The following is a 21,503-nucleotide window of genomic DNA, read 5'->3' on the forward strand; positions in this document are numbered from 1 at the left end:
CCCGGGCGGGCGGTCCGGCAACCGGAGGAGGAAGGCGGCAGCCATGACCGGGACCGCGGGAGCCATGCAGTTCGGGATATTCACCGTCGGGGACGTCACACCGGACCCGACCACCGGCCGCACCCCGACCGAGCACGAGCGGATCAAGGCCATGATCACCCTGGCCCTGAAGGCGGAGGAGGTGGGGCTGGACGTCTTCGCCACCGGCGAGCACCACAATCCGCCGTTTGTGCCGTCCTCACCGACGACGATGCTGGGCTGGATCGCGGCGCGCACCAGGCGGCTGATCCTGTCCACCGCCACCACCCTGATCACCACCAACGACCCGGTGAAGATCGCCGAGGACTACGCCATGCTCCAGCACCTGGCCGACGGCCGGGTGGATCTGATGCTGGGCCGGGGCAACACCGCCCCGGTCTACCCCTGGTTCGGCCAGGACATCCGCAACGGCATCCCGCTGGCCATCGAGAACTACGCCCTGCTGCACCGGCTCTGGCGCGAGGAGGCGGTGGACTGGGAGGGCCGCTTCCGCACCCCGCTCCAGGGCTTCACCGCCACCCCCCGCCCGCTGGACGCCGTCCCGCCGTTCGTCTGGCACGGCTCCATACGCTCCCCGGAGATCGCCGAACAGGCCGCCTACTACGGCGACGGCTTCTTCCACAACAACATCTTCTGGCCCGCCGACCACACCCGGCGCATGGTCGAGCTCTACCGCCGCCGGTTCGCCCACCACGGCCACGGCACCGAGGAACAGGCCGTGGTCGGCCTGGGCGGCCAGGTCTTCATGCGCCGCAACTCCCAGGACGCGGTACGCGAGTTCCGCCCCTACTTCGACGTCGCCCCGGTCTACGGCCACGGCCCCTCACTGGAGGAGTTCACCGAGCAGACGCCGCTGACCGTGGGCTCGCCGCAGCAGGTCATCGAGAAGACCCTCGGCTTCCGCGAGTACGCCGGGGACTACCAGCGCCAGCTCTTTCTCCTCGACCATGCCGGCCTGCCCCTGAAGACCGTCCTGGAACAGCTCGACATGCTCGGCGAGGAGGTCGTTCCCGTGCTCCGCAAGGAGTTCGCCGGAAACCGCCCCGCCACCGTCCCCGACGCCCCCACCCACACCGCGCTGGTGGCCCGGAGCGAGGAGCGGGCCAGGGCCGCGGCGGCCGAGGCGGAAGCCGCCGTCGATGCCGCCGACGCCGCCGACGCCGCGCGCTGGGGCGGCTAGAGCAGCCGGAGCTGGGTGGCGGCGCGGGCGGCGCGGCGGGCCGGGGGGTCCGGCAGCGGGCGCAGCACATCCGGCCGGACCGCGTCCAGGAAGGGGGAGCGGGCGGGCCGGTGCGCGGTCCCGTGCCGGGTGCGTTCCGCGGCGTGGGTGAGGAAGAGACGGCGCCGGGCGCGGGTCATCCCGACAAACAGCAGCCGCCGCTCCTCCCGGTCCTGCTCCTCCCGGTCCCGCCGCTGCTCCGGTCCCTCCGCGGCGGCCCGGTCGCCGGGCAGGCGCAGCGGCAGCAGTCCTTCCTCACAGCCGGTCACAAACACCACCGGGAACTCCAGCCCCTTGGCGGCGTGCAGGGTGAGCAGCGAGATCCGGTCGGCGCGCGGGTCCCAGGTGTCCACCTCCACGCCGAGCGCCAGCTCGGCGTGGAAGCGTTCCAGGTCCTCGCCGCAGCGGCCGGCCAGCGGGGCCAGCAGCCCGACGGCGTCCCCGGGGTCCGCGCCGCCCGCCCGGGCATGCTCGGCGGCCCGCCGCAGCAGCTCGGCCACGGGCACCGGAGGCGCCGGCACCGGAGGCGTCACGGCGGGCAGCGCGGCGAGCACCGCCGCGACCCCGGGGCGGCCGGCCAGCCGGTCGTGGGACCGCTTCTGGAACGGCAGCCCGGTCACGGTCAGCCCGTCCACCAGCGCCTGCGCCTGGCGGTCGGTGCGGTACAGGACGGCGAAGTCGGAGAAGCTCAGATCGGACGGGCCGTGCAGGTCGTCCGCGCCGACCCGTCCGCTGTCCAGGGAGTGGAAGGACGCGCCGCCCAGCAGCTTCTCGATGGTGCGGGCCACAAAGGACGCCTCGGCCCGCTCGTTCGCCGCCCGGTACAGGCCGATCGTCCGGGACCGGCCCGCCCCGCCGCCGCCGACGTTGTCGTCGTCGCCGCCGGTCATCGGCCGCAGCACCCGGTCCGGGACCAGGGTGGCCGGCGCGATCAGCTGGGTGGCGCCGGACAGGATCACCGGCGCGGAACGGTAGTTGCGGGTGAGCCGCACGGTGCGGGCGGCCGGGAAGTCCTGCCGGAAGCGCAGGAAGAAGCCGACATCCGCGCCCCGGAACCGGTAGATGGCCTGGTCCGGATCGCCGATCGCGGTGAGATTGCCGTCCGGCGGGGTGAGCAGCCGCAGCAGCCGGTACTGCTGCTCGTCCACGTCCTGGTACTCGTCCACCGAGATCCACCGGTAGCGGTCGCGGTAGCGGGCGGCCAGCGCGGGATCGGCGGAGAGCAGTTCCACCGGCAGGGCGACCAGATCGTCGAAGTCGGCCAGATTCCGCTCCCGCAGCGCCCGCGTGTACCGGCGCACCGTCTCGTCCCCGGCGCCCTCGCCGGTGCGGCGCAGCCGGGAGACGGCGGACAGCAGGCGCCGGGCCTGCCGCTCGCCGCCGCCCTCGGTCAGCGCGGCGGCCAGCTCCGTCCGGGCGGCCTCGTCCGCGATGGCGAAACCGGGCCGCAGCCCGGCACGTTCGTGCTGCTCGCGCAGGATGGACAGGCCCAGGGAATGGAAGGTGGCGACGGTCAGGGCCGGGGCCTGGCGCGGGGCCAGGGCGGCCAGCCGGTCCGCCATCTCCTCGGCGGCCCGGCGGGTGAAGGTGATCGCCAGACAGTGCTCGGGCGCGGCTCCGCGCCCGGTCACCAGATGGGCCAGCCGGTGGGTGAGGGTGCGGGTCTTGCCGGTGCCCGGACCGGCGACGATCAGCAGCGGACCGTCCGTCATTTCGGCCGCCGCCCGCTGCTCCGGGTCCAGGCCGTCCAGCAGTGAGCGGGCCGGCGGCGACGCGTCCGCCGCCCGCCGCGGCCCGGGGAGGGCGACCGTGGGCGTCGCCGCCGCGGGGGGCGGCGCCGGGGACGGTTCCGGTGAAGGGGGCGGCGCCGGTGCCGGGTCGGGTCCGGCCGTCCGCCCGGCCGCCGGCGGGTCCTCGGACAGCGGTTCCTCGAACAGGCCCGGCGCGGCCACCGCCTGCCGGCGGCGCCGCAGTTCGGCCGGCTCGAACATCCGGATCACGCCGTACTCGCCGTCGTACCCGGCCTCCCGGATCACCTCGCCGCGCCGCAGCCGGGCCACCGCCTCGGCCAGCAGCGGTGAGTGACGCCCGATGTCGTCCACCGGAACCCGCTCCAGGATGGCCAGCTCCGGGCCGAGCGCCGCGGTCAGCCGGTCCGTCTCCCGGCGGACCGTCTTGCTCTTCGGCCCGACCGACAGGATCTCGCCCATGATCTCCGGCAGCGGCACCAGGCTGACGAAGTCCGGGGCGCCCGCCGGCCGGTGGCCCTCCGGACGGTCCGCCAGCTCCTCCACCCGGCTCAGCACCCCGACCGTCAGCGGCCGGCCGCACTCCGGGCAGCGCCCGCCGTGCGCCCGGGTCTCGGCGGGCGCCATCCGGACCCCGCACTTGCGGTGCCCGTCCACGTGGTACTTGCCCTCCTCCGGGAAGAACTCGACGGACCCCAGGTGGCCCCGCCCGGTCTCCAGGGCCCGCTTGACCGCCCAGAAGTCCAGCCCGGTGTCGAACAGGGTGGTCTCCCGGCCCAGCATGGGCGGGGAGTGCGCGTCCGAGTTGCTGACCATCCGGTACCCGTCCAGGCCGGAGATCCGCCAGTTCATGGCGGGGTCGCTGGACAGGCCGGTCTCCAGGGCGAAGATGTGGTGCGCCAGATCGAGATAGCAGTCCTCGATGCGGTCGAACCCGGCCTTGGAGCCGAGCACCGCGAACCACGGCGTCCACACGTGCGCGGGCACCAGATAGCCGTGGCCGTTGCCGCTTTCCAGGGTGATCTCCAGCAGATCGCGGCTGTCCAGACCGAGGATCGGACGGCCGTCGGAGCCGAGGTTGCCGATCTTGCCGAGCCGCCGGCTGAACTCCTCGGCCGATGCGAAGTCCGGCTGGTAGACCAGGTGATGGATCTTCCGGGTGCGCTCGCCGCGCTTGTAGATGGTGGAGATCTCCACCGAGAGCATGAACCGCACCTCGGCCCCGGCGATGCCGCCCGGCAGGGTGCGGTCGATCTGCCGGTCCAGATCGCGGCGCAGCCGGAACAGGCCCGGCTCGGCGGGCTCCAGGGTCTCCCTGAGATGCGCGAACCACGCCGGGTGGGTGAAGTCTCCGGTGCCGACCAGGGTGATCCCCTTGCGCCGGGCCCACCAGGTCAGATGCTCCAGATCGCAGTCCTTGCTGCACGCGCGGGAGAACTTGGAGTGGATATGCAGATCGGCATGGAAGCGCACGGGGCGCATCATGCCACGCCTCCCACCCGGTCACCCCTGCCCGGCTGTAGCGGCCAACGACCCGTCAACACCGCGCTTCCCGGACCTTTGCGACGGCTGTGTGCGGTGTTGTCCGAAGGTTCCTGGGAGATGCCCGGAGTTGGCTGCCGGCCTGCGGAGATGCCCTTGTTGTGATCGTGTCCGCTGTCCGGAGGGCGTACTTGGCACGGCGGTGCGGCTTGCCGACGATCGGAACAGACGCGTACTGACGAGTACACGTCACCAGCCAGCCGGATTCCCGCAGGCGGTCCCCACGCCTCATGCCCCCGCCGGGACCCGGCGGGCGCCGGAATCCCCCGGGAGGAGACGTTCCGTGACAAGCAATGGCACACAAGCCCGCACCCCCCACCGCCCACCACGACGCACCCCGCGCCGCCCGGCCCGCCGCGGGCGGCTGACCGCCGCCGCCACCGGACTGCTCGCCCTGGCCGCCTGCTTCCTTCCGGGCGCCGCCCACGCCGCCGTCCCGGCCGGCGCCGCGGACTCCGCCCGCGGCTACAGCGCGGACGAACTGGCGGCGGCCGGCGAAGCCGTGCTGGACGCGGACATCGGCGGCACCGCCTGGGCGGTCGACCGGGCCGCAGGCAAGGTCGTGGTGGTCGCCGACGCCACGGTGACCGGGGCCGAACTCGCCAGGATCCGGCGCGGCGCGGGCGAACTCGCCGACGCCGTGCAGGTGGAACGCACCAGCGGCACCCTGCGGCGCTACCTCAGCGGCGGCGAGGCCATCTTCGCCGACCTCGGCTGGCGCTGCTCGCTCGGCTTCAACGTCCGCTCCGACGGCTCCGTCCACCCGGCCGGCGACTACTTCCTCACCGCCGGGCACTGCACCGACGACCCCTACGGGCCGACCCCGCCGTACCCCCACTGGCACACCGCGCTGCCGGCCACCCCGGGCAACTACTTCGGCTACACCCAGGCGTCGTCCTTCCCCGGCGACGACTACGGACTGGGCCGGTACGACTCCGGCGTCTCCCGTCCCGGCAACGTCTCCCTCCACAACGGGTCGTACCAGGAGATCAGCGACGCGGCCAACCCGTATGTGGGCCAGCGCGCCTGCCGCAGCGGCGCCACCACCCAGGTGCGGTGCGGCATCGTCACCGGTCTGAACTACTCGGTCAACTACGGCGGCGGGGACATCGTGCACGGCCTGATCCGCACCAACATCTGCGCGGAACCGGGTGACAGCGGCGGCCCGCTCTACTCCGGCTCCACCGCGCTCGGCCTCACCTCCGGCGGCAGCGGCAACTGCTCCTTCGGCGGAACGACCTTCTTCCAGCCCGTCGTCGAAGCCCTCGACGCCTACGGCATGTACGTCTACTGACCGGGCACCGGACCGGGCCCGCCGGTGCTCCGTACGGCCGACCGGCCCGCCGTGTCGCCCGCCGCCGCCCGGCCGGGCCGGACCACACTGCTGCGGTGATGCCGAGAGATACCGGGACGACCGCGAAGCCGAAGCCGAAGCCGAAGCCGGCCCGACGGGCGGCGGCGGGCCCGGGCCCGCCGCCGTGCGCCGCGCTCGCCCCGCGCCCCTGGCGCCCCGTGCGCGCGGTGCCTGCCGTGCTCGCGGCGCTCGCGGTGCTGGCCGTGCCGGCCGTGCTCGGCCTGTTCCCGGCCCCCCGCCACGCCGCCGCCGCCGGACCTGCGGACCCGGCACCGGCGGCGCCCGCGGGGCCGGGGAGGTGCGAGACCTCGGTGCCGTTCGTCTCCGGAACCGAGGGCTACCACGGCTTCCGGATTCCGGCGGTGGTGCGCACCGGGCGGGTACTGGTGGCCTTCGCCGAGGGCCGCCGGGACTCCTTCGCCGACCACGGCGACATCGATGTCGTCGCCCGCCGCTCGCCGGACGGCGGCTGCACCTGGGGCCCGCTGCGGGTGGTGACCGACGCGGGCCGGGACACGGCCGGCAACCCGACCCCCGCCGTCCACCCCCTCACCGGCCGGATCACCCTGCTGACCTGCCGCAACCCATCGGACTCGGTACTGCCCCGGCGGGTCTTCGTCCAGCACAGCGACGACGCCGGCGCCACCTTCTCGCCCGCCCGGGAGATCACCGGCCAGGTGAAGCCGGAGGGCTGGCAGTGGTACGCCACCGGCCCCGGCCACGCCCTGGTGCTGCGCCACGGCCCGCACCCCGGACGGCTGCTCCTCCCCGCCAACCACACCTACCGCGCGCCCGGCGGCGAGACCCGGCACGGCGCCCACTCCCTCTACTCGGACGACGGCGGCCGGACCTGGCATCTCGGCTATCTCGCCCAGCCGCCCGGCGACGCGCTGCGGCTCAGCGAGACCGCCCTCGCCGAACTGCCGGACGGCCGGATCTACGCCGGCGCCCGCAACCAGTACGGCACCTCGCCCGCCACCCGGGCCGCCGCCCTGCTCGCGCCCGGCGGCACCGCCCTGCTCACTCCCTTCACCCCCCAGCCCGCGCTGCGCGGGCCCGTCGTCCAGGCCGGGCTGCTGCACCTGGACGGCCCCGGCCTGCTGATCCACTCCGCGCCCGCCGACCCGCGGCGGCGCGCCGACCTCACCCTGCGGATCAGCGCCGACCAGGGCCGCACCTGGCGGGACCTGTCCGACCCGAAGCGGCTGCCGCCCGGCCCGGCCGGCTACTCCGACCTCGTCCGGCTCGGCCGCGACACGGTCGGCGTGCTCTACGAGACCGGCCGCGCCGCCTCCTACGAAACCCTGACCTTCGCCCGCGTCCCCATCCCCGCTCCCGGCTCCGTTGCCGGCCCGGCCGCGCCCTGACGGGCCCCTGGCGCATGCCCGCCCCCGGCGAGATATCTTGATGTCGAGCAAAGTGACGGACAAAACCTGGAGCGGAGCATCCGGTGACTGACTCGACCATCATCTACACCCACACCGACGAGGCGCCGGCCCTGGCGACGTACTCGTTCCTGCCGGTGGTCCAGGCCTACGCCGCCACCGCCGGGGTCGCCGTGGAGACCAGGGACATCTCGCTGGCGGGCCGGATCATCGCGAGCTTCCCGGAATACCTGGACGAGAGCCGGCGGATCGACGACGCCCTCGCCGAACTCGGCGAACTGGCCGGCACCCCCGGCGCCAACATCATCAAGCTGCCCAACATCTCCGCCTCGATCCCGCAGCTCAAGGCCGCCATCGCCGAGCTCCGGACGCAGGGCTACACCCTCCCCGACTACCCCGACGACCCCAAGACCGACCAGGAGCGGGACATCCGCGCCCGCTACGACAAGGTCAAGGGCAGCGCCGTCAACCCCGTCCTGCGGGAGGGCAACTCCGACCGCCGCGCCCCCGCCTCGGTCAAGAACTACGCCCGCAACCACCCGCACCGGATGGGCGCCTGGACCCCCGGGTCGAAGACCGCCGTCGCCACCATGGGCGTGGACGACTTCCGCTCCACCGAGAAGTCCGCGGTGGTCGCCGCCGACGGCGCGCTGCGCATCACCCTGCACGGCGACGACGGCACGGTCACCGTGCTGCGCGAGTCCGTACCCGTGCTGGCCGGCGAGGTGATCGACGCCGCGGTGATGCGGGTCGCCGCGCTGCGCGAGTTCCTCGCCGCCCAGGTGGACCGGGCCAAGGCCGAGGACGTGCTGTTCTCCGTCCACCTCAAGGCCACCATGATGAAGGTCTCCGACCCGATCATCTTCGGCCATGCGGTGCGCGCCTTCTTCCCGAAGACCTTCGCCGCGCACGGCGAGACCCTGGCCGCCGCCGGCCTCAGCCCCAACGACGGTCTCGGCGCCATCCTCAAGGGCCTGGAGGATCTGCCCGAGGGCAACGCCGTCAAGGCCTCCTTCGAGTCCGAGCTGGCCGAGGGCCCGGCCCTGGCCATGGTCGACTCCGACCGCGGCATCACCAACCTGCACGTGCCCAGCGACGTCATCGTGGACGCCTCCATGCCGGCCATGATCCGCACCTCCGGCCACATGTGGGGCCCGGACGGCCAGGAGGCCGACACCCTGGCCGTGCTGCCGGACAGCAGCTACGCCGGCGTCTACCAGGCCGTCATCGACGACTGCAAGGCCAACGGCGCCTTCGACCCGGCCACCATGGGCTCGGTGCCCAATGTCGGCCTGATGGCCAAGAAGGCCGAGGAGTACGGCAGCCACGACAAGACCTTCGAGATCCCGGCCACCGGCACCGTCCGGGTCACCGACGCCTCCGGCGCGGTGCTGCTGGAGCATGCGGTGGGCGCCGGCGACATCTGGCGCATGTGCCAGACCAAGGACCTGGCCATCCGTGACTGGGTCAAGCTCGCCGTCACCCGGGCCCGCGCCACCGGCGACCCGGCCGTCTTCTGGCTCGACGCCGGCCGCGCCCACGACGCCCGGCTGATCGAGAAGGTCCGCGCATACCTTCCCGAGCACGACACCACCGGCCTCACCATCGAGATCATGGCCCCGGTGGAGGCCACCCGCTTCTCCCTGGAGCGCATCCGCCGCGGCGAGAACACCATTTCCGTCACCGGCAATGTGCTGCGCGACTACCTCACCGACCTCTTCCCCATCCTGGAGCTGGGCACCAGCGCCAAGATGCTCTCGGTGGTGCCGCTGATCAACGGCGGCGGGCTGTTCGAGACCGGGGCCGGCGGCTCCGCGCCCAAGCATGTGCAGCAGCTCGTCAAGGAGAACTACCTGCGCTGGGACAGCCTGGGCGAGTTCCTGGCCCTGGCGGTCAGCTTCGAGCACTACGCCCGGACCACCGGCAACGCCCGCGCCCAGGTGCTGGCCGACACCCTGGACCGGGCCACCGCCACCTTCCTCAACGAGGACAAGTCCCCCACCCGGCGGCTCGGCGGCATCGACAACCGCGGCAGCCACTTCTACCTGGCCCTGTACTGGGCGCAGGAGCTGGCCGCGCAGACCGAGGACGCCGAACTGGCCGGCGCCTTCGCCGCGCTCGCCAAGACCCTGACCGACCAGGAGCGGACCATTGTGGAGGAGCTGCTGGCCGTCCAGGGCTCGCCCGCCGACATCGGCGGCTACTACCGGCCCGACCCGGCCAGGGCCGCCGCGGTGATGCGTCCCTCCGCGACCTTCAACCAGGCCCTGGACGCGCTCGGCTGAGCACCCCGGGCGGGCCGGGAACGCCGTCGGTGACGTTCCCGGCCCGCCGCCCGTCCGCCCGGCATCAGGTGCCGGACGACGCCTGCCCCGCCTCCGCCGACTCCGCCGACGCCCCTGACTCCTCGGCGTCCACGTCGTACCAGTCGTCGCCGGCCTGGGCGTCGAAACTGGGCAGCCACGGCTCGGTGGTCCCCTTGTTCGGGCGCCAGAACAGGGCATGCGCCACCTGGGTGTACACCGTGCCGTCGGGGGCGGTGACCTCCTCGGCCGGTTTCCACGAGACCCACTTGCCCGGCTCTATCCAGGACCGGCGGGCGATGCGTCGTCCGGCCTTGAGCGCGCTCAGCGCCTCTGAGTAGTTCATGCGGCCAGGTTAGAGAGACCGCTTACTACGCCCAAGCGGGTGAACATCTCCGCTACCCTTCGCCAGGCCGCGCCTCCCCGCGCCGCACCCCCGGGGGGCGTGCGGTCTGCACAACCGGGGCAGGCATATCTCGGCTCCGCCCGCCAGAAAGGACCCGCCCGCATGCCCAGCCGCCGCCGCGCGCCGCGACTCGCCGTCACCACGCTTGCCCTCTCCCTGACCGTTCCGCTCTCCCTCACCGCCTGCGACGTCATCTCCAACGCCATCGACTGCGCCAACACCGCGGTCACCATCGCGGAGACGGTGAACGAGCTCCAGGCCGCCGTCGCAAGCCTGGACGAGGACCCGGCCCAGGCGCTGGCCTCCCTGGACGAGATAGACCGGAACCTCGACGAACTCGGGGACCAGACCGAGGGCGCCGACGTCGGCCAGGCCACCGAAGACCTCCGGACGGCCGTCGACAACGTCCGTGCCGCCATAGAGTCCGGCGACCCGGCCCCCGACCTGACCCCGGTCCTGGACGCCTCCGACTCCCTCACCGACGTCTGCTCCCCCGGCTGACCCCGCGCCCGCTCGCCGCGCCGCCGCCTTACGCGGCGGGGGTGATGAGTTCGGCGCGGCCGAACAGCAGCGCGTACCCCGGGGGGAGCTGCTGAAGGATGCGGGTGATCAGGTCGGTACCGGCGTGGGCCGCGACGGCCGAGAAGACGGAGCCGGTGTCCCACCGGGTGGTGGCCAGGGAGCCCCCGGTGCGGGCGGCGAGGTCTTTGACGAAGGCCCAGCCGGTCAGCGGCCGGGAGTCGGGTATCTGGGCGGTGAGGATGCGTGCGGCTTCGGCGGGGAGGCAGGCGGCCAGCTCGGTGCGTTCGTCGCCGGTGAGCTGGCGTCCCAGTCCCGCGAGGACCAGGCGGACGGTTTCCTCGGCCTTCTCGCGGGTGGGGTAGGCGCCGTCGTAGCGGACCTTCTCCAGCATCTGCTCGTACGCGCTGTCGTGGGGACGCCGGAGCGTTGTGTGCCGGTCGGACATCACTGCGGTAGTTGCCTTTCTGTCACCAGGGTCGTGATCCCGTGGCGCGGTCACCCGGGTGGGCGCGCCCGCGGAGGACGGGGGGAGGGGAGACCGGATGCCCGTCCTCCGCCGCTGCTGAGCGCTCGGCCGTCCGGCTCAGCCGGAGATCTCCTTGTGGCCGGCCCCGACGCCGATGGCGATCTTGCGGGGCTTGGCGCGCTCGGCGATCGGGATGCGCAGGGTGAGCACCCCCGCGTCGTAGTCGGCCCGGATGTGCTCGGTGTCCAGCGTGTCGGCCAGCACGATCTGACGGGAGAAGACGCCCAGCGGCCGCTCCGAGAGTTCCATCTGCACGTCGTCGGCCTTCGCCAGGGGGCGGCGCTCGGCCTTGACGGTCAGCATGTTCCGCTCGACGTCGATGTCGATCGCGTCCGCGCTGACGCCGGGGAGGTCGAAGGCCACCACGTACTGGTCACCCTCGCGGTAGGCGTCCATGGGCATCGCGGTCGGCCGCGACCAGGTGCCCGGGCCCATCAGCTGCTGCGCAAGCCGGTCGAGCTCACGGAAGGGGTCAGTGCGCATCAACATCGGAAAGCACCTCCAGAAGGTTTGGCCAGTTGCTGCCAATGCGCCTCACTGAGACCGTTGTAGCATGTCATCCAATGGATGACAAATGGAGGTGTCGTCCAGTGGATGACGAGCAGAGGGAGGTGCCCATGACCCCGGCCGACCAGCCGGCCTCACCCAGCGCCGGTGCGAACAGCCCGGCGTCGTTCCTCGCGGCGGCGGCAGCCCTGCGGGCCATAGACGACGCCCTGCGCGCCGCCCGGCAGGAGGCCCCCCAGACCCCCCAGACCTCCGGGACTCCCGAGGTTCCCGAGGTTCCCGAGGGCGGCGCGGAACAGGCCCTGGCCTCCCTGCTGCTGCTGCGCCGGGTGCGCGAGCAGCTCGCCGAATGGGAGACCGGCCTGATCGAAACGGCCCGCCACGCCGGAGCGAGCTGGGCCGACCTCGCCCACCCCCTCGGCGTCGCCAGCCGCCAGGCCGCCGAACGCCGCTATCTGCGCAACCGGCCCGGCCCCGCCGGAACCACCGGCGAACAACGAGTCCGGGCCACCCGCGAACGCCGCGCCGCCGAGCGCACCACCGCCGCCTGGGCCCGCCGCAACGCGGCCGACCTGCGCCGCCTCGCCGGCCAGATCACCGGCCTGGCCGGCCTGCCGGACGCCGCCCGCCTGCCCCTCAGCCAACTCCACGCGGCCCTCGCCCAGGACAACCCCGCCGACCTCATCCACCCGCTCCGCGCCACCCGCCCCTACCTCGCCGCCACCCACCCCGATCTCGTCGCCCGACTGGACACCCTCACACCCCCCTGACCCGGCGGCGTGCCCGCGCCCGCGCCGGGGAGCGGCCGGGGCGCCGGGCGGCGGGCGGGTTCCGGCTCAGCCCGGCGCGGAGGAGGACGGGGGGATGGTGAGGAGGGGGCGGAAGTAGTCGTCGGGGACCGCTTCGCCTATGGGGCGGCCTTCGGCCTCCAGCCAGGCGTGGGCGGCGAAGGGCGGGAGGCGGCGGACCCCCGCGCACCAGGTGGGCCAGGTGCCGCCGAGGCGGCAGAGCAGGGCCGCGCCCAGGGAGCGCGGCAGGCAGCCGCGCGGTCCCGCGCAGCGCAGGCTGACCGCGCACATGGCGTCACGGGCCCCGGCCGTCCGGGCGGCGGAGGCCGGGGCGGCGCCGCGGCGCAGGAGGGTGAGCACGGAGCGCAGCCGGTGCGGCGGGAGCCGGGCCAGGAGCAGAGCCGGGAGCAGCACCAGCCGGGCGGCCAGGCGGTGCCGCGGCGGCACGCCGCCCGGGCGTTCCAGCGCGCTGGGGGTGGTCATGCCAGCAGTCCCGAGCCGCGCAGGTCGCCGATCAGGGCGGTGACGTCCTGCCGGGCCTCCTCCGGGGTGACGTCGAACTCGGCGGTCAGGGCGGTGACCGCGGCCTGTTCGTCACCGCCCGCCAGCAGGGCGGAGACCACCACCGCCCCGGTCGGGTTGAGCTCCCAGTAGTCGCCGGTGCGTTCGTTGAGCAGCACGGTGCCGTAGTCGGTCTCGGCGGTGGAGACGCCGGAGGCGAAGCGGAGAGTCATCGGGCGCCCTTTCGGCCGGCGGCAGAGGTGGACGAGGGGGACGAGGGAGAGGAGGGAGACGAGGGGGAGCAGGGGAGGGGGCGGCGGGTGCGGGAGGCGGAGCGCAGCCAGACTTCGCAGGCGATGGTGGAGTACAGGATGGCGTCCCGCAGGCCGGGGGCCGAGGGGCGCCGGGCGAGGCGGCGCAGCGCCTCGCCGTCCACCAGGCCCAGCTCGGCCAGGCGGGAGTCGCGCCAGAGCTCGGCGAGGTCGCCGCGGTGGCGGCGCAGCCCGTCGGCGGCGTCCAGCGAGGCTTCCGCCTTGCTGGTGCGGCGCAGGCACACGTCCGGGACGACGCCCCGCATGGCGGTGGTGAGCAGCGGCTTGTACGCCCAGGGGGTGACGCGCTCGGCCGGGCGGACGGCCAGGCACGCCTCGATCACCCGGTCGTCCAGGAAGGGCGAGGCCATGGGCAGCCCGGCCCGATGGGCCATCGCCTCCCACTGCCGGACGATCCGGCCGCAGGCGCGGATCTGTTCCAGGTCGGCGTGCATGCCGCGGTCCGGGTGGAGCGGCCCGGCCTCCTCGGCGGCGGCGAGCAGCGCCCGCCGCACCGGCTCCTCGGCCTCCGGGGTCACCCAGGGGAAGAGGCGGGGCGGTACGCCCCAGCCCAGCCCGGAGGCGACGGACGGCGCCGGGGGCCGGCGCAGCGTGCGGGCGGCCCCGGCCAGCCAGGAGCGGTACGGGCGGCGGTCGGCCAGGGCGCGCACCATGCCGCCCGCCGGCCACTCCCACAGCGCCCGGAAGCCGCGCAGCCTGCGCAGCGCGAACAGCGGCCGGGTGCGCAGCAGCCGGTGGTAGTACGCCTCGGAGCACCAGGCGACATGGTCGCCGCCGATGCCGGTGAGGTGGATCCGGCTGCCGCGGGCGGCGAGTTCGGGAAGGTGGTGCAGGGCCCGGGCCCGGTCCATGACGCCGATGGTCGGCTCGTCCAGCAGGTCGTCGATGCCGAGCAGCCCGGTGTATACCAGCGGGGACGCCTCGGCCTCCCAGACCACATGCTCGGTTCCCGGGAGGTGCGCGGCGGCCTGCCGTGCCCAGTGCAGGTCGGTGTCGGCCGGGTCGCGGCCGGGCCAGGTGGCGGCGATCAGCCGGCCCGGCGGATCGGGCGCCGCCGGGCCGGCGGCGAGGAAGCAGACGGAGGTGGAGTCCAGGCCGCCGGAGAGGTCGGCGCTGATCACCGGCCGCCCGTGGGCACGCAGCCGGACGGCCTCGGCCAGCCGCTCGCGGATCCCGTCGGCGGCCCCGGCCAGCGGCCGGACCGGGTCCGGCGGGTGCCACCAGCGGGAGTGGCGGGCGCCGCGGCCGTCCGGCGAGATGTACAGCGCCTCGTGCGGCGGGACGGCTTCGACCTCGGTCCACATCGGCTGCTCGGGGAGCGGGTGCGGGACGGGCCAGAGGAGCTGGACGGCCAGCCGTTCGGCCGCCGGCGCGGCGTCCAGGGCGTCGGCCAGCACGTCGGCGCGGGTGGCCGCCACCCGGCAGCCGTGCACGGCCGCGTGGAAGACCAGCCGCAGGCCCGAGGCGGTGCCCTGGACCCGGAGGCGGCCGTCCAGGGCGGCGATCAGATGGGTGCTGCCGGGCAGGGTGCGGGCGAGGGTGTCCAGTTCGGCGAGGTCCCGAAGGCGGGCGGCGTGGCGGGCGAGTCCGGCGGGGCCGCCCGGGGCGGTGCCGCCGAGCAGGGCGAGGGCGGCGGCCGGGCCGGCCCGGCCGGTGACCAGTTCGCCGGGTGCCCACCGGCCGATCAGCCAGGGGCGGCCGGAGGCGTGCCGTAGCACGGTGGAGCCGGGGAGCCGGAGGGCCCGGGCCGCGGCGGCGGCATCGGGGTGGTCGGGAAGGACCACGAGATACGCGTCGCCGGGCCCGGGTCCGGCGCTGGAATGCGCCCGGTGCATGCGGATGGCGATCCGTCGGCCGGCCCGGTCAGTTCTTGCTGAGGATCAGCCGGTCGTTGCCGCTGCGCTGGAGCAGTCCGGTCTTCTTGCGGAAGGCGCCCAGCCGGGTGAGCGTGGGCGCTTCATAGGCCTTCTTCATGTTTCCTCCTGGTTTCTCGGCGTGCCGTTGTGCCGGTCGCGGTTCCGGCGGAACGGGATGTAGGCACACGTAGTGGAGGAGCCGCGGAGCGGACAAGGGGGAGGGGAAATAAGTCATATGGGATGGAGAGTTGGTATTGGGCGGCGGGCCTGGCTCCCCGTCAACTTCCGGCCGGATCGCCGGTCCTCGACCGGCGGTCCGCAAGCGCCCTTGACGTGGGAGAACATCCCTTCCCGGCCGGACGCGCGTCCGGTGCGCGCCGGTTGCGGCCATCCCGCTCCGCGCATTCGGCCCGGGGTCCGCGCTTTCTCACCACGGAGGCGCACGCGGAGCGGAACCGGGGAGCGCCCGGACTGGCCGGGGCCCGCCAGGTCGCGTACGCCCGGGAGGCCCGCACCCGTCCCGCCGCCTGCGGGCGCCGCCGGAACAGGCCGGTACCGCTTCGAGGCGGCGGTGCGGCGCGCCCCCGGCCATCCGGAGGCACACCGGCAGCGGCACCTGTGCCGCAAGTGGTTCACTCGCGTGCGCCGACCGTCATCAGGGAACCGCGCGAGGCCGCCGAACGGTCCGTGCCGCATCCTGACTCCGGCCGTCCGCGCCACGCCGTGCAGCCGCTCGGCACCGTCGCCGCGCGCTTCCCTCCCCGGGCCGGCCGGTCAGCATTCGACGACGTTGACGGCGAGGCCGCCGCGGGCGGTCTCCTTGTATTTGATCTTCATGTCGGCGCCGGTCTCCTTCATGGTCTTGATGGCCTTGTCGAGGGAGACGTGGTGGCGGCCGTCGCCGCGGAGGGAGAGGCGGGCGGCGGTGATGGCCTTGACCGCGGCCATGCCGTTGCGCTCGATGCACGGGATCTGGACCAGGCCGCCGACCGGGTCGCAGGTCAGGCCGAGATTGTGCTCGATGCCGATCTCGGCGGCGTTCTCCACCTGTTCCGGGGTGCCGCCCAGCACCTCGGCCAGGCCGCCGGCCGCCATGGAGCAGGCCGAGCCGACCTCGCCCTGGCAGCCCACCTCGGCGCCCGAGATGGAGGCGTTCTCCTTGAACAGCATGCCGATGGCCGCGGCGGCGAGCAGGAAGCGGATCACGCCGTCGTCGTCCGCGCCCGGCACGAAGCGGGTGTAGTAGTGCAGCACCGCCGGGATGATGCCGGCCGCGCCATTGGTGGGGGCGGTCACCACCCGGCCGCCGGCCGCGTTCTCCTCGTTGACCGCCATCGCGTAGAGGGTCACCCACTCCATGGCGCTCTCCGCGCGCTCGCCCTCGGCGCGCAACTGGCGGGCGGAGTGCGCGGCCCGCCGGCGGACCTTCAGGCCGCCGGGCAGGATGCCCTCCCGGGACAGTCCGCGGTCCACGCAGTCCCGCATGGTGTGCCAGATACGGAGGAGCCGGGCGCGGATCTCCGCCTCGGTGCGCCAGGCCTTCTCGTTCTCCAGCATCAGGGCGGAGACGGACAGCCCGGTCTCCCGGGTCAGGCGCAGCAGTTCGTCTCCGGTGCGGAAGGGGTGGGGCAACCGGGTGTCGTCCAGCGTGATGCGGCCCGCACCGATGGCGTCCTGGCCGACCACGAAGCCGCCGCCGACCGAGTAGTAGGTCCTGGCGAGCAGCGGGGCGCCGGCGGCGTCGAAGGCGGTGAGCACCATGCCGTTGGCGTGCTGGGGCAGGGAGCGGCGGCGGTGCAGCACGATGTCCCGGTCCGGGGAGAAGGGGACCGGATGGGCGTCGCCCAGCTCGGCGCCCAGGAGGGGAAGGACGCCGGCGGAGCGGGTGCGCTCCAGGGCGGTGTCGGCGTGCGCGATGTCCACGGTGTCCGGGGCATGACCCGCCAGGCCGAGCAGCACGGCCCTGGGCGTGCCGTGCCCGTGCCCGGTGGCGCCGAGCGAGCCGTACAGCTCGGCGCGCAGCGCGCCGGTGACGGCCAGCAGCCCTTCCTCCTTCAGCCGGCGGGCGAACATCCGGGCCGCGCGCATCGGGCCGACCGTGTGCGAGCTGGACGGCCCGATGCCGATGGAGAACAGGTCGAAGGCGGAGAGGGCCATGGGACGGACTCCTTTGTCCGGTTGCCGGGGTGCGTGCCTGGGTGCGTGCCGGGGTGCCGGCTACGGCCGGGCCGCCGCCGGACGGGGGTGGGTCCGGCGGCGGGGCGTCGGCGCGCGGGTCACTCGCTGAGGAACTCGGTGTACTCCTCGGCGGTGAGCAGTTCGGGATCGCCGGCGGAGGCGTCCACCCGCACCTTGAACAGCCAGCCCCCCTCGAACGGCGAGGAGTTCACCAGCGACGGGTCGGTCACCGCGTTCTGGTTGACCTCGGTGACCTCGCCGCTGACGGGGGAGTAGAGGTCGCTGACCGACTTGGTGGACTCCAGCTCGCCGCAGGTCTGGCCGGCCCGCACGGTGCTGCCGGCCCGGGGAAGCTCGAGGAAGACCACATCGCCCAGCGCCTCGGCGGCGTGGGCGGTGATGCCGACCGTCGCCACGCCGTTCTCGGCGGGGGACAGCCACTCGTGCTCCTTGCTGTAGCGGAGCTGCTCGGGGTTGCTCATGAGGTGGATTCTCCCGGATGAAGAAGGTGCGAAAGGGGGTGAATACGCAGGTGGGGGAAATCAACGGGCGCACGCGGGCGCATGGGCGGGCCGGCCGGGCTCAGCGCCCGCGCCGGTAGAAGGGCAGCCGGGTCACCGCGGCGGGCCGGCGGGTGCCGCGGATGTCCACGGCCACGCCCGAGGCGTCGGCCGGCGCGGGAGCCGCGTACCGGGCCTCCACATAGGCCATGGCGATCGGCACCCCGAGGGTGGGCGAGGGCGCGCCGGAGGTCACCTCGCCGATCACCGTGCCGTCCGGTCCGGTGACCGGGTGGCCGGCCCGCGGCACCCGGCCGCCCTCGGTGACCAGGCCGACCAGCTTGCGCGGCGGAGCGGACCCGGCCCTGGCGGCGGCTTCCTCCAGGGCGGCCCGCCCCACGAAGTCGCCGGGCTTGCCGAACTTCACCACCCGGCCGAGCCCGGCGTCGAACGGCGTGGTCCGGCGGGTCAGTTCGTGCCCGTACAGCGGCATGCCGGCCTCCAGCCGCAGGGTGTCGCGGCAGGACAGACCGCACGGCACCGGCCCGTCCCCGGCACCGGCCCCGGTCAGCGCCCGCCACAGCGGCTCGGCGTCCTCGGGGGCGGTGAAGAGTTCGAAGCCGTCCTCGCCGGTGTACCCGGTGCGGGCGATCATCGCCCCGGCCCCGGCCACGGTGCCGGGCAGCCCGGCGTAGTACTTCAGACTGTCCAGCGGGGCGTCGGTGAGCCGGGCCAGAATGCCCTGGGCGGCCGGGCCCTGGACGGCGAGCAGCGCGAAGGCGTCGCGGTCGTCGCGCACCGCGGCGTCGAAGCCGGCCTGCCGTTCGCGCAGCGCCTCCAGCACGGTCCCCGCGTTGGCGGCGTTGGCGACGACCAGGTATTCCGTGCCGCCCGTGCGGTAGACGATCAGGTCGTCCAGGATGCCGCCGTCGGCGTCGCAGATCATGGTGTACCGGGCGCGGCCGGGGGAGAGCGCGGAGAGGTGACCGACCAGGGCGTAGTCCAGCAGGGCGCCGGCGGCCGGGCCGGTGACCGTGATCTCGCCCATGTGGGAGAGGTCGAACAGGCCCGCCCGGGTGCGCACCGCCTGGTGCTCCTCGCGCTCGCTGCCGTAGCGCAGCGGCATCAGCCAGCCCGCGAAGTCGGTCATGGTGGCGCCGAGGGAACGGTGCACGGCGTCCAGCGGGGTGGCGCGCGGGGCCGCCGTCGGCCGGGGCTCGGGGGCGGGAACGGGGGCGGCGGTCATGGGACGGCTCCCAGGGGTGGTCGGGGACGGGGCGAGGGGTGCGCGGACGCACCCGTCTTCTCGTCCTCCCCATCTGTCATCAGCACCTGAGAGGTTCGCCACATCCCGCGTGGTGCCGCGCTGCGGGCGGTGGCTTGCACCGTGGGTGGGACCGTCCGCGACGAGCCGGGCGCGGTCCGCTTTTCAGATCTGCCTTCCGTACGCGGTGGGTGGGCCTGAGAGATTCAAGGGAGGACTTGCTCCTTCGGCGCCCCGGCGGTGCCGGACGTCCGCCGGGCCATGGCGGTCCGAGGGGTGTCCGGGGCCGGGGACTCTCCCGCGCGCGGTCGAGCGGCCGGTGTTCGGTTGTGTGCTCATCATCGCACGGTGCGCGCCGCTCCATGCCGCGGGCCCGTCATCCGGCGGGTCCGGGGACGACGGGCCGTCCGGCGCGGGAGGGGCGGACGCCGCGGGCGGCGTGCGGCGGGCCGTCGGCGTCAGGGCGGGCGGGACAGCGGCAGCCCGTCGGGCATCTCCGGCACGGGCCGGTCGGTGCCCGGCCGCTCCCCGGCGGGGCGTTCCTCCGCGGGGCGTTCTGCCGCGGGCCGGGCGGGGGCGGGCCGGTCCAGGGTGCCGCGGTCCGGTGCCGGCAGCGCGGTGACCGGCACGTCCGTGCCGGCCGGTTCCGCCGGGTCCGGCCCCGGGAGCGCCGGCGCCGGCAGCATGGCCGGGTCCTGGAGCCCGGCGGTGCCGGGCCGTTCCGCACCGGTCAGCCCGTCCAGCTCGGGTGCGGTGACCGGTGCGTCCGGGAGGGGGATCTCGGGCAGCCCCGGAATCCCGGGGATCTCGGGCACCCCGGGAGTCTCCGGGATTCCGGGAAGCCCCGGCAGCTCCGGCAGGTCGGGCAGCAGCGTGTCCACATCCGGCAGCAGGCTGCCCAGATCCGGCAGGTCCAGGTCGACCGGCAGCCCGGCGAGGATGCCGTCCAGCATGGCCGTCAGCAGATCGAACAGGGTGCGCAGCATCTCGTCGATCAGGTCGAGCGTGGTGTTCGGGTCGGCGACGGCCACCGCGGCCGAGAGCGCCGCGAAGTCCTCCTCCAGCGGCGCGGTCAGCTGCTCCGCATTCCGCGGGGAATCCCCGCCGGCCTTCGCGGCCTGCCGCTCCAGCAGCGGCCGGAGCGATCCCAGCACCCGCTCCCGGGTCTGCTCGACCTCCCGGACCGCCTGCGCCGCTTCGGCGCTGACGGCCTCCCGGGCGGCGTCCCCGGCCCGGTCCTCCGCCCCGGCGGCCGGGGCCGGTGCGGCCACTGCCGGTGCGGCCACTGCCGGTGCGGCCACTTGTGTGGCATCACCTCCGGTGGCCGCGGCCATGGCCGGTCCGGCGAAGCCGAGGAGCACGGCGCCGGCCGTCGCGGCGGCGGCCACGGCGGTTCCGATCAGCGCCGTCGTCGTGGTGGCCGGTTTTCTGCGGTGAGCGCGCATCAGGAGCCTCCGTCTGGTCCTGGTCGGGGAACGGAAGGGGTGCGGGGGTCCCGCATTCCGTCAGCGTGCGGCCCGTGCGCACGCCTCGCAATCGGAGCGCTGCACAGCGTGGCCATTCGGGTGGGCGGGGTCCGGCGGCCGGCCGGCGTCCCGGCCCGGGACCGTGCCGCCGGTGAACGGCCGGTGCGTCACCCGTCCTTGCTCGTCTAAGGTGCGAGCCATGACAGATCTGGCGCCGGGAGCGGGCACACAGGCCACCTCGTGGCCCTGCAACGAGCTGGAGCAGACCCTCGACCAGGCGGTCGGCCTGCCGGACGCCGGTCTGCGGCTGCTCCAGGTGCTGGCCCGCAGCCCGCTGTGGGTGCCGCTGCCGGAGGGCGGCGGCCCGGACAGCCCTTCCCTCAGCCTGCCCACCCTGGCCATCGACGGCGGGGTGTATGTGCCGGTCTTCAGCTCCGCCGAGCAGTTCATGATCGGCGCCGGTCCGCATCTGTCCTACGCCATCGCCCCGGGCTGGGAGTTCGCCCGCGGCCTGCCGCCGCAGGCCGGCATCGTGGTCAACCCGGGCGGCACCATCGGCGCGCCGGTGCCGCCCAAGGCCGTCGCCGAACTGTGCCGGGCCACGCCGGGGCAGCGGCTGCCCGGCCGGTCCAGCGGCGCCCGGATGCGGCTGTTCGAGCCCGACTGGCAGGAGGAACCGGTCGACTTCCTGGGCGCGGCGGCCGGTGAACTGGCGGCGCTGGGCTGGGTCCGTACCGCCCGCCGGGGGCTGGCCAGCGCGGAGGGCGGGCCGCCGGCCCTGTACCTCGGGGTGGAGACCGACCTGCTGGAGCCGCAGATCCGGGTGATGGTGCAGGGTGCGCTGGGCCGGGCGCTGGCCCGGCAGCCGGTGCGCTGGCCGGTGCAGTTGCTGCTGCTGGACGCCGCCGAGGACCCGGTGGTGCACTGGATGCGCCAGTGCATCACGCCTTTCTACGACCGCGACCGGTGAGTTCCGCGGGAGTCCCGGCCCGCAACGCGGGCGGCGCGGGCGCGGCGCGGCCCTTGCCCCGCCGGCGGGGAGGGGCAGGCGCCTGAGGCCGCGCCGA

The 21,503-nt window shown here is 74.6% G+C and carries 19 protein-coding genes and 1 riboswitch; of the genes, 7 read left to right on the top strand and 12 right to left on the bottom strand.

Translation table 11 applies throughout. The features are described from left to right. The first annotated feature begins 64 nt into the window (after nt 1-64). Nucleotides 65-1,219 (top strand): LLM class flavin-dependent oxidoreductase, encoded by a 1,155-nt coding sequence (locus BM242_RS15480; RefSeq protein WP_093839624.1) that lies wholly within the window; start codon nt 65-67, stop codon nt 1,217-1,219. Here the strand turns inward: BM242_RS15480 and BM242_RS15485 are convergent. Further along, entirely contained in the window at nt 1,216-4,491 is a 3,276-nt protein-coding gene (locus BM242_RS15485; RefSeq protein ID WP_217652506.1) for a UvrD-helicase domain-containing protein, read from the bottom strand. The genes BM242_RS15480 and BM242_RS15485 overlap by 4 nt on opposite strands. A gap of 340 nt (nt 4,492-4,831) precedes the next feature. Here BM242_RS15485 and BM242_RS15490 point away from each other — a divergent pair, with 340 nt between their 5' ends. The 3 genes from BM242_RS15490 (at nt 4,832) to BM242_RS15500 (ending at nt 9,572) form a co-directional block, all read left to right on the top strand. Continuing rightward, entirely contained in the window at nt 4,832-5,842 is a 1,011-nt protein-coding gene (locus BM242_RS15490) for a S1 family peptidase (protein WP_425443864.1), read from the top strand. Nucleotides 5,843-6,069: 227 nt separating this feature from the next. Next, nucleotides 6,070-7,269 (top strand): sialidase family protein, encoded by a 1,200-nt coding sequence (locus tag BM242_RS15495; RefSeq protein WP_245834123.1) that lies wholly within the window; start codon nt 6,070-6,072, stop codon nt 7,267-7,269. Nucleotides 7,270-7,352: 83 nt separating this feature from the next. After that, nucleotides 7,353-9,572, top strand: coding sequence for an NADP-dependent isocitrate dehydrogenase (locus tag BM242_RS15500; protein ID WP_093839423.1), 2,220 nt, complete (start codon nt 7,353-7,355; stop codon nt 9,570-9,572). 64 nt (nt 9,573-9,636) lie between these two features. Here BM242_RS15500 and BM242_RS15505 read toward each other — a convergent pair whose 3' ends face one another. Further along, nucleotides 9,637-9,936, bottom strand: a complete 300-nt coding sequence (locus tag BM242_RS15505) for a Thoeris anti-defense Tad2 family protein (protein ID WP_093839424.1) — start codon at nt 9,934-9,936, stop codon at nt 9,637-9,639. A 162-nt stretch (nt 9,937-10,098) separates the two neighbouring features. Here BM242_RS15505 and BM242_RS15510 point away from each other — a divergent pair, with 162 nt between their 5' ends. Then, nucleotides 10,099-10,497 carry a hypothetical protein gene (locus BM242_RS15510; RefSeq protein ID WP_093839425.1) on the top strand — a complete coding sequence of 133 codons (399 nt, stop codon included), beginning with the start codon at nt 10,099-10,101 and terminating at the stop codon, nt 10,495-10,497. Between the two features lie 28 nt (nt 10,498-10,525). Here the strand turns inward: BM242_RS15510 and BM242_RS15515 are convergent, their stop codons facing one another. Then, nucleotides 10,526-10,963, bottom strand: a complete 438-nt coding sequence (locus tag BM242_RS15515) for a DUF2267 domain-containing protein (protein ID WP_425443865.1) — start codon at nt 10,961-10,963, stop codon at nt 10,526-10,528. A gap of 138 nt (nt 10,964-11,101) precedes the next feature. Continuing rightward, nucleotides 11,102-11,533 carry an Hsp20/alpha crystallin family protein gene (locus tag BM242_RS15520; RefSeq protein ID WP_093839427.1) on the bottom strand — a complete coding sequence of 144 codons (432 nt, stop codon included), beginning with the start codon at nt 11,531-11,533 and terminating at the stop codon, nt 11,102-11,104. A gap of 128 nt (nt 11,534-11,661) precedes the next feature. Here BM242_RS15520 and BM242_RS15525 point away from each other — a divergent pair, with 128 nt between their 5' ends. Beyond that, nucleotides 11,662-12,321: a type III effector protein gene (locus BM242_RS15525; RefSeq protein ID WP_093839428.1), complete on the top strand. Its 660-nt coding sequence runs from the start codon at nt 11,662-11,664 to the stop codon at nt 12,319-12,321. A gap of 66 nt (nt 12,322-12,387) precedes the next feature. Here the strand turns inward: BM242_RS15525 and BM242_RS15530 are convergent, their stop codons facing one another. From BM242_RS15530 to BM242_RS15560, 8 genes are all read right to left on the bottom strand, one after another. Further along, the gene (locus tag BM242_RS15530) at nt 12,388-12,822 is read right to left on the bottom strand and encodes a lasso peptide biosynthesis B2 protein (protein WP_093839429.1); all 435 of its coding nucleotides are present in this window, start codon (nt 12,820-12,822) and stop codon (nt 12,388-12,390) included. Next, on the bottom strand, nt 12,819-13,073 hold the full coding sequence (locus BM242_RS15535) for a lasso peptide biosynthesis PqqD family chaperone (RefSeq protein ID WP_093839430.1): 255 nt from the start codon (nt 13,071-13,073) through the stop codon (nt 12,819-12,821). The genes BM242_RS15530 and BM242_RS15535 overlap by 4 nt, the downstream gene beginning before the upstream one ends. Continuing rightward, on the bottom strand, nt 13,070-15,007 hold the full coding sequence (locus BM242_RS15540; protein WP_093839431.1) for a lasso peptide isopeptide bond-forming cyclase: 1,938 nt from the start codon (nt 15,005-15,007) through the stop codon (nt 13,070-13,072). The genes BM242_RS15535 and BM242_RS15540 overlap by 4 nt, the downstream gene beginning before the upstream one ends. Nucleotides 15,008-15,035: 28 nt before the next feature. Then, nucleotides 15,036-15,146 carry a keywimysin-related RiPP gene (locus BM242_RS28555; protein ID WP_107365135.1) on the bottom strand — a complete coding sequence of 37 codons (111 nt, stop codon included), beginning with the start codon at nt 15,144-15,146 and terminating at the stop codon, nt 15,036-15,038. Nucleotides 15,147-15,802: 656 nt separating this feature from the next. Beyond that, nucleotides 15,803-17,185, bottom strand: coding sequence for an L-serine ammonia-lyase (locus BM242_RS15545; protein WP_093839432.1), 1,383 nt, complete (start codon nt 17,183-17,185; stop codon nt 15,803-15,805). Between the two features lie 119 nt (nt 17,186-17,304). After that, on the bottom strand, nt 17,305-17,688 hold the full coding sequence (gcvH, locus tag BM242_RS15550) for a glycine cleavage system protein GcvH (RefSeq protein ID WP_093839433.1): 384 nt from the start codon (nt 17,686-17,688) through the stop codon (nt 17,305-17,307). A gap of 100 nt (nt 17,689-17,788) precedes the next feature. Beyond that, entirely contained in the window at nt 17,789-18,952 is a 1,164-nt protein-coding gene (gene gcvT, locus BM242_RS15555) for a glycine cleavage system aminomethyltransferase GcvT (RefSeq protein ID WP_093839434.1), read from the bottom strand. A gap of 193 nt (nt 18,953-19,145) precedes the next feature. Further along, a riboswitch (glycine riboswitch) is annotated at nt 19,146-19,281 on the bottom strand. A gap of 147 nt (nt 19,282-19,428) precedes the next feature. Next, the gene (locus BM242_RS15560; RefSeq protein WP_093839435.1) at nt 19,429-20,415 is read right to left on the bottom strand and encodes a hypothetical protein; all 987 of its coding nucleotides are present in this window, start codon (nt 20,413-20,415) and stop codon (nt 19,429-19,431) included. A 220-nt stretch (nt 20,416-20,635) separates the two neighbouring features. Between BM242_RS15560 and BM242_RS15565 the strand changes: the two genes are divergently transcribed. Further along, the gene (locus BM242_RS15565) at nt 20,636-21,406 is read left to right on the top strand and encodes an enhanced serine sensitivity protein SseB C-terminal domain-containing protein (protein WP_093839436.1); all 771 of its coding nucleotides are present in this window, start codon (nt 20,636-20,638) and stop codon (nt 21,404-21,406) included. The last annotated feature ends 97 nt before the right edge of the window (nt 21,407-21,503 follow it).

The sequence above is a fragment of the Streptomyces aidingensis genome, assembly GCF_900112355.1.
GTDB lineage: Bacteria > Actinomycetota > Actinomycetes > Streptomycetales > Streptomycetaceae > Streptomyces > Streptomyces aidingensis.

Bases quoted from the DNA above. Each gene is read 5' to 3' on its own strand.
- BM242_RS15480 (WP_093839624.1), top strand. From the start codon at position 65: ATGCAGTTCGGGATATTCACCGTCGGGGACGTCACACCGGACCCGACC.
- BM242_RS15485 (WP_217652506.1), bottom strand. From the start codon at position 4,491: ATGATGCGCCCCGTGCGCTTCCATGCCGATCTGCATATCCACTCCAAG.
- BM242_RS15505 (WP_093839424.1), bottom strand. From the start codon at position 9,936: ATGAACTACTCAGAGGCGCTGAGCGCGCTCAAGGCCGGACGACGCATC.
- BM242_RS15510 (WP_093839425.1), top strand. From the start codon at position 10,099: ATGCCCAGCCGCCGCCGCGCGCCGCGACTCGCCGTCACCACGCTTGCC.
- BM242_RS15515 (WP_425443865.1), bottom strand. From the start codon at position 10,963: ATGTCCGACCGGCACACAACGCTCCGGCGTCCCCACGACAGCGCGTAC.
- BM242_RS15520 (WP_093839427.1), bottom strand. From the start codon at position 11,533: ATGTTGATGCGCACTGACCCCTTCCGTGAGCTCGACCGGCTTGCGCAG.
- BM242_RS15525 (WP_093839428.1), top strand. From the start codon at position 11,662: ATGACCCCGGCCGACCAGCCGGCCTCACCCAGCGCCGGTGCGAACAGC.
- BM242_RS15530 (WP_093839429.1), bottom strand. From the start codon at position 12,822: ATGACCACCCCCAGCGCGCTGGAACGCCCGGGCGGCGTGCCGCCGCGG.
- BM242_RS15535 (WP_093839430.1), bottom strand. From the start codon at position 13,073: ATGACTCTCCGCTTCGCCTCCGGCGTCTCCACCGCCGAGACCGACTAC.
- BM242_RS15540 (WP_093839431.1), bottom strand. From the start codon at position 15,007: ATGCACCGGGCGCATTCCAGCGCCGGACCCGGGCCCGGCGACGCGTAT.
- BM242_RS28555 (WP_107365135.1), bottom strand. From the start codon at position 15,146: ATGAAGAAGGCCTATGAAGCGCCCACGCTCACCCGGCTGGGCGCCTTC.
- BM242_RS15545 (WP_093839432.1), bottom strand. From the start codon at position 17,185: ATGGCCCTCTCCGCCTTCGACCTGTTCTCCATCGGCATCGGGCCGTCC.
- gcvH (WP_093839433.1), bottom strand. From the start codon at position 17,688: ATGAGCAACCCCGAGCAGCTCCGCTACAGCAAGGAGCACGAGTGGCTG.
- gcvT (WP_093839434.1), bottom strand. From the start codon at position 18,952: ATGACCGCCGCCCCCGTTCCCGCCCCCGAGCCCCGGCCGACGGCGGCC.
- BM242_RS15560 (WP_093839435.1), bottom strand. From the start codon at position 20,415: ATGCGCGCTCACCGCAGAAAACCGGCCACCACGACGACGGCGCTGATC.
- BM242_RS15565 (WP_093839436.1), top strand. From the start codon at position 20,636: ATGACAGATCTGGCGCCGGGAGCGGGCACACAGGCCACCTCGTGGCCC.